This window comes from Brachybacterium sp. AOP25-B2-12 (genome assembly GCF_052378625.1).
In the GTDB taxonomy this organism is placed as follows: domain Bacteria; phylum Actinomycetota; class Actinomycetes; order Actinomycetales; family Dermabacteraceae; genus Brachybacterium.
The window spans coordinates 1-4,877 of record NZ_JBQSXW010000039.1 but is presented as its reverse complement, the minus strand read 5'-3'; the positions used below and the strand labels follow the sequence as shown (position 1 = coordinate 4,877).

5 protein-coding genes are annotated in these 4,877 nt (G+C 72.1%); 2 read left to right on the top strand and 3 right to left on the bottom strand.

Annotated elements, in window-relative coordinates; genetic code table 11:
- The first annotated feature begins 42 nt into the window (after positions 1–42).
- On the top strand, positions 43–834 hold the full coding sequence (locus tag ACT3TZ_RS14865; RefSeq protein WP_444584196.1) for an alpha/beta fold hydrolase: 792 nt from the start codon (positions 43–45) through the stop codon (positions 832–834).
- Positions 835–841: 7 nt separating this feature from the next.
- On the opposite strand, the gene ACT3TZ_RS14860 is transcribed toward ACT3TZ_RS14865, so the two are convergent.
- The 3 genes from ACT3TZ_RS14860 to ACT3TZ_RS14850 form a co-directional block, all read right to left on the bottom strand.
- Positions 842–1,483, bottom strand: coding sequence for an RraA family protein (locus ACT3TZ_RS14860; RefSeq protein WP_444584195.1), 642 nt, complete (start codon positions 1,481–1,483; stop codon positions 842–844).
- 125 nt (positions 1,484–1,608) lie between these two features.
- A complete protein-coding gene (locus ACT3TZ_RS14855) occupies positions 1,609–2,865 on the bottom strand; it encodes an MFS transporter (RefSeq protein ID WP_444584194.1) in 1,257 nt (418 codons plus the stop codon).
- Between the two features lie 319 nt (positions 2,866–3,184).
- On the bottom strand, positions 3,185–4,018 hold the full coding sequence (locus tag ACT3TZ_RS14850; protein WP_444584193.1) for a class I SAM-dependent methyltransferase: 834 nt from the start codon (positions 4,016–4,018) through the stop codon (positions 3,185–3,187).
- Between the two features lie 69 nt (positions 4,019–4,087).
- On the opposite strand from ACT3TZ_RS14850, the gene ACT3TZ_RS14845 reads away from it, so the two are divergent.
- Positions 4,088–4,876, top strand: coding sequence for a hypothetical protein (locus tag ACT3TZ_RS14845; RefSeq protein ID WP_444584192.1), 789 nt, complete (start codon positions 4,088–4,090; stop codon positions 4,874–4,876).
- Position 4,877: the final 1 nt, after the last annotated feature.

Here is a 4,877-nt window from a genome sequence, read left to right as displayed (position 1 = left end):
CCTAGCCGCGTCCCGCCCCCTCACAGATCCGGAGCCCTCCCCATGTCGTCCTTCTCCGTCCCCGGGGCCGAGCTGGGCACGGAGCTCAGCGACGAGGGCGGCCGCGCCGTCGTCCAGCTGCATGGCCTCACGTCCAGTCGCGCCCGGGACCGCCTGCTCCACATGGATCTCGGCCGGGGCCTGTCGGGCACCCGCCTGCTGCGCTACGACGCCCGGGCGCACGGGCGCTCGACCGGTCGCGCGGTGCCGGAGGACTACCGCTGGGACAATCTGGCCGATGACCTGCTGCGCCTGCTGGACCATTTCTTCCCCGGCGAGCGCGTGCACGGCGTGGGGCCCTCGATGGGCGCGGGGACGATGCTGCACGCCGCTGTCCGGGACCCGCATCGCTTCAGCGGGCTCACCCTGATGCTCCCGGCGACCGCGTGGGAGACCCGCGAGCCGGTGGCCCGGGCGTACCGCCAGGCGGCGTCGGTGATCGAGACGCAGGGCATGGAGACGTACCTCGAGTCCGGCCGCGACGTGGTGCGCCCGCCCGCGACCGCGGGCGTGCCGGTGACCGTGCCCGAGGTGGCCGATGACCTGCTGCCCTCGGTGCTGCGCGGTGCGGGGATGAGCGATCTCCCGCCGCGTGCGGCGATCGCCGAGCTCGATGTGCCCGTGACGCTGCTCGCGTGGACCGACGACACGTCCCATCCGCTGTCGACGGCCCGCGCCCTGCACCACCTCATGCCGGGATCCTCGCTGTCGATCGCCGCGACCCCCGGCGAGCTCGAGCGCTGGCCCTCCAAGCTCGCGCTCGACGTGGCGCGGGACGACCGCCGGGAGGCGTGAGCCCGGGTCAGTCCGGCAGCGTCGCGTCCGCGCCGGCGGCGGCCAGCGCCTCGGAGACCTTCCGTCGGTGCGCGGCCTCCCAGTCGTCGAGGTCGTGGGTCGCCTCGTCGCGCTGACGGGTCCACGCGGCCTCGACGATCCTGTCGCCGCCCTCGGCGGGCAGCACGACCACGCCGTCGATGTCGGCGACCACCAGGTCCCCGGTGCGGGCCAGCACGCCGCCGACGACGGCGTCGCCCTGCGGGAGCACCTTCTTCTTGGCCGCGGGCTTGGGGCACAGCCCGCGCGCGAACACCGGGAAGCCTGCCGCACGCACCTCGTCGATGTCCCGGATGAAGCCGTCGACGACGAATCCGGCGATCCCGCGACGCTGGGCGATGGCGCAGACGTTGCCGCCGGCCACCGCGTAGCGACCCCGCTGGGACTCCACCAGGATCACCGAACCGGCGGGCGCCCGGTAGATCGCGGCGTGCAGCATGAGGTGGTCGTCCGGGGCGCACCGCACGGCGTGCACCGGGCCCGCGAGGCGCGGCATGCCGTCCCACAGGGGCCGGATCCCGGGATCCATGACGCGCTCGATGCCGACCTGCTCGGCGAGGGCGGTGGTCGCGACGTCGGACAGCGTGACGGTGGGCGCGGTGGTGGGCATGGGGACTCCTCGGGCGAGGGCGCGGCCGGGCCGCGCGGGAAGCGGGATACCTGCCATCTTGTCACTGCGGTGTCCCGCGCCGGCCCGTCGCCCTGCGCCGACCCGACGCCGACGGGCCCCCGCGGTCACGACGATCCGACGGCATGGACCTCCATCGTGGCGGTGCGCCGCTCCTGGCGTGCCCGGTCCCGCGGGTAGATGCGATAGAAGCCGATCCACAGGACGGCGTTGAGCAGGAAGGGCACGGTCATCAGCCACCAGAACATCCCCGCGAGCCCGATCCGCTCCGCCACCTCGCCGGCGAAGATCGCCAGGAACGCCGACACGGACCCCTGGACCAGCGACAGGAGCAGCGAGAAGGTCGTCGCCCCGAGCTGCAGGGGCACGACGGTGGTGATCATCGGCAGGACGCAGCCGGAGAAGCCGATCGAGAACACGAGGCCCATCACGAGCGTGGCGGGATAGACGAATCCGCGCCCGTCGAAGGGCAGCTGGGTCACCGCGGCGACGGTCACGGCGAACACGACGAGGTAGATCTGCATCAGCATGATCCGGCACCGAGGACCGAACCGGCGGTCCCAGCGGTCCCCGAGGCGACCGCCGATCACGGAGGACACGGCGATGCCCAGGGTGTTGACGCCCAGCAGGATCACGGACTCCCACGGTTCGTAGCCACGGACGTCCACGAGGAACGTCGAGTAGAACGGGAGCACGGCGACGGAGGTGACCAGCGGAAGCATCACGGCCATGAGCACGATCGTGGGGATCCTGAAGAGGGCGAGGGCGTCGAGGATCCGGAAGGCCGGACGTGGACGGTCCGGGTCGTTCCCACCTCCGACCGGTGCGGAGGCCGGCACCCAGCGCAGGATCATGAGCCCCGAGAGGATCGAGACCAGGCCCATCACCCACAGCGCGTACCGCCAGCCCTGGGGGTCGGCGCTCAGCATGCCGACCGTGGGCACGAGGACGATCCCGACGGCGGCGCCGATGCCGCGCACCAGGCCGAAGGCCCGTCCGCGCTCGGAGGCGCGGAAGACCTCGGGCAGGAGGCCGTTGAGGATCGGCTCGGACGCCACCGTCCCGATCGAGGAGATCGTGAACAGCACGAGCAGCGCCTCGTAGGTCGGGGCGCAGCCCGCGGCGATCGTGAACACGCCCCAGACCCCGGTGACGAGGATCAGGATCCGGCGGCGTCCGAAGCGATCCGCGATCGTCGCCCAGATCGGACCGCACACGGTGCGGCAGATCAGCGGGATCGCCGTGAGGATGCCGAGCGCTCCGAGGTCCAGGCCGAATGCTGCCCGGATCAGCGGGAAGAAGTACTTCACGAGCCCGGACTCGGTGGTGTCGACCGCCTGGGAGATGCCGAGGGCCGCGAGCATGCGTCCCCTCCCCCGCGGCGTCCCGTCACCGGCGTCGGCCCGGGGCATCGGGGGTCCCCCGATCGATGCGCCCATGCAGGTCTCTCCCCCTCCGGACGCGGTGCGTCCGTCCTCACGACGACGGCGCACTCCCTCCGATGCGCCGCTCCTGGAGCCCGCCGTGCCGTGCGGGACCCTCCTCGACGTGCCATCGGCTGCATCGAGCACGGGGCCGTGCACAGGTCGCCCGCGGGGTCCGCGGCAGGCGGACAGCGTCAGTGTGGCCGCGCCGACGCCCGAGGTCGACTCCGCGTTCACCAAGGTGAGCGAGTGCGCGCGATCAGCCGGGCGGTCGCGCAGGATTGCCCGGTCGGGCAGGGGGCGGCGAGATCGACGTCGAAAACCCGGGGGCTCCAAGGGCGCGGCAGTCCGCAGCCGACGTCCGCTCAGGGCGCAGGGTGCGCCTCGATGAGCATCCCCGGCGCAGAGCCGTCGAACGGGGCCCCAGAGTATCCCCGCAGACCCACAGGATCTCGAAGCCCGCCTCGGCGAGGTCACTCGTCAGACGCGCCAGGTCCCGGAACACGAAGGTCTCCTCCTGCACCACGTGCGCCCCCGACCGTTCGAACACGTTGTGGAAGCGGGCATGGACCAGGCCTTCGCCGCGCTCCTCGACCTCGGACCATTCCCGGAGCGGACCGTGGATCGTCTCGCGCGTTCTCGGGCGCTCCCGACGCCACTGCTCCCAGGCTCGCGCCGACGGGTTCCTGCTGTCGAACACCAGGCGGCTCCCGGGCACCAGGCGCGATCGAAGTGCACGCAGGGTGCCCTGCCAGGCGGGGTCGGCGATGTGCTGGACGACGTTCCCGGTCATGAGCACGAGGTCCACGGGATCGACCGGGACCCCATCGGCATCTCCCTGGATCCAGGTCACGGCCTCGGCACCGGGACGACGCCGTGCGTAGTCGATCATCGTGGCCGAGGGGTCCGCCCCGCACACGGTGCGCCCGGGTCCCGTGAGGCGGACCGTGAGCGCTCCCGTGCCCCAGCCCAGGTCCAGGATCCTGCGCGCGCCGAGCCGATCGGCGAACGCCAGGACGAAGCCCTCCCCCGCGCCTGCCGGGTTGTCCTCGTCGTAGAGGTCGACGATGCGGGCGTCGTAGTCCGGGGGCATGGGACGAGGTTACGGGGCCGGGTGCCCGGCCGCCGTGGGACGTCAGGCGCTTCCCCTAGGCTCGAGACCATGACCACGCCCCTCTCCCCGCCATCGACCACGAGCACCCCGGGCGACGTGATCCGCGTCGTCGGGGCCTCGACCAACAACCTCCGCGACGTCTCGGTGGACATCCCCAAGCACACCCTCACGGTGGTCACGGGCGTCTCGGGCTCCGGGAAGTCCTCGCTGGTCCTGGACACCGTCGCCGCCGAGGCCCAACGGCTGGTCAACGACTCCTACCCCACGTTCGTGCGCAACCGTCTGCCGCAGCTGCCGGCACCGGAGGTGCAGTCGATGGGCGGGCTCACCTTCACGGCGCTCATCGACCAGCGTCGTTTCACCGGCAACACGCGGTCGATCGTCGCGACGGCCTGCGACGTCGCCCCGCTGCTGCGGCTGGTGTTCTCCCGGATCGGCGAGCCCTCGGCCGGGTACTCCCCCGCCTATTCGTTCCACGACCCCACCGGCATGTGCCCACGCTGCGAGGGACTGGGCACGGTGGTCGACATCGACATCGACGAGCTCATCGACCTGGACCGGACGATCGACGAAGGACCCGTGCGGTTCAGCCAGTTCCGTCCCGGCGTGTACCGCTGGAAGCGCTTCGCGTACTGCGGCCTGTTCGACCGCTCGGTGCCGCTGCGCGACTACACGGCCGAGCAGATGCACCAGTTCCTCTACGCGGACCAGATGACGCTGCCGAACCCCGACCCCGAGTTCCCGCGCACCGCGAAGTTCGACGGGGTGGTGACCCGCATGCGCGACGTGTTCGTCAAGAACCGCCCCGCGAAGCTGTCCGCCCAGGTCAAGGACTAGC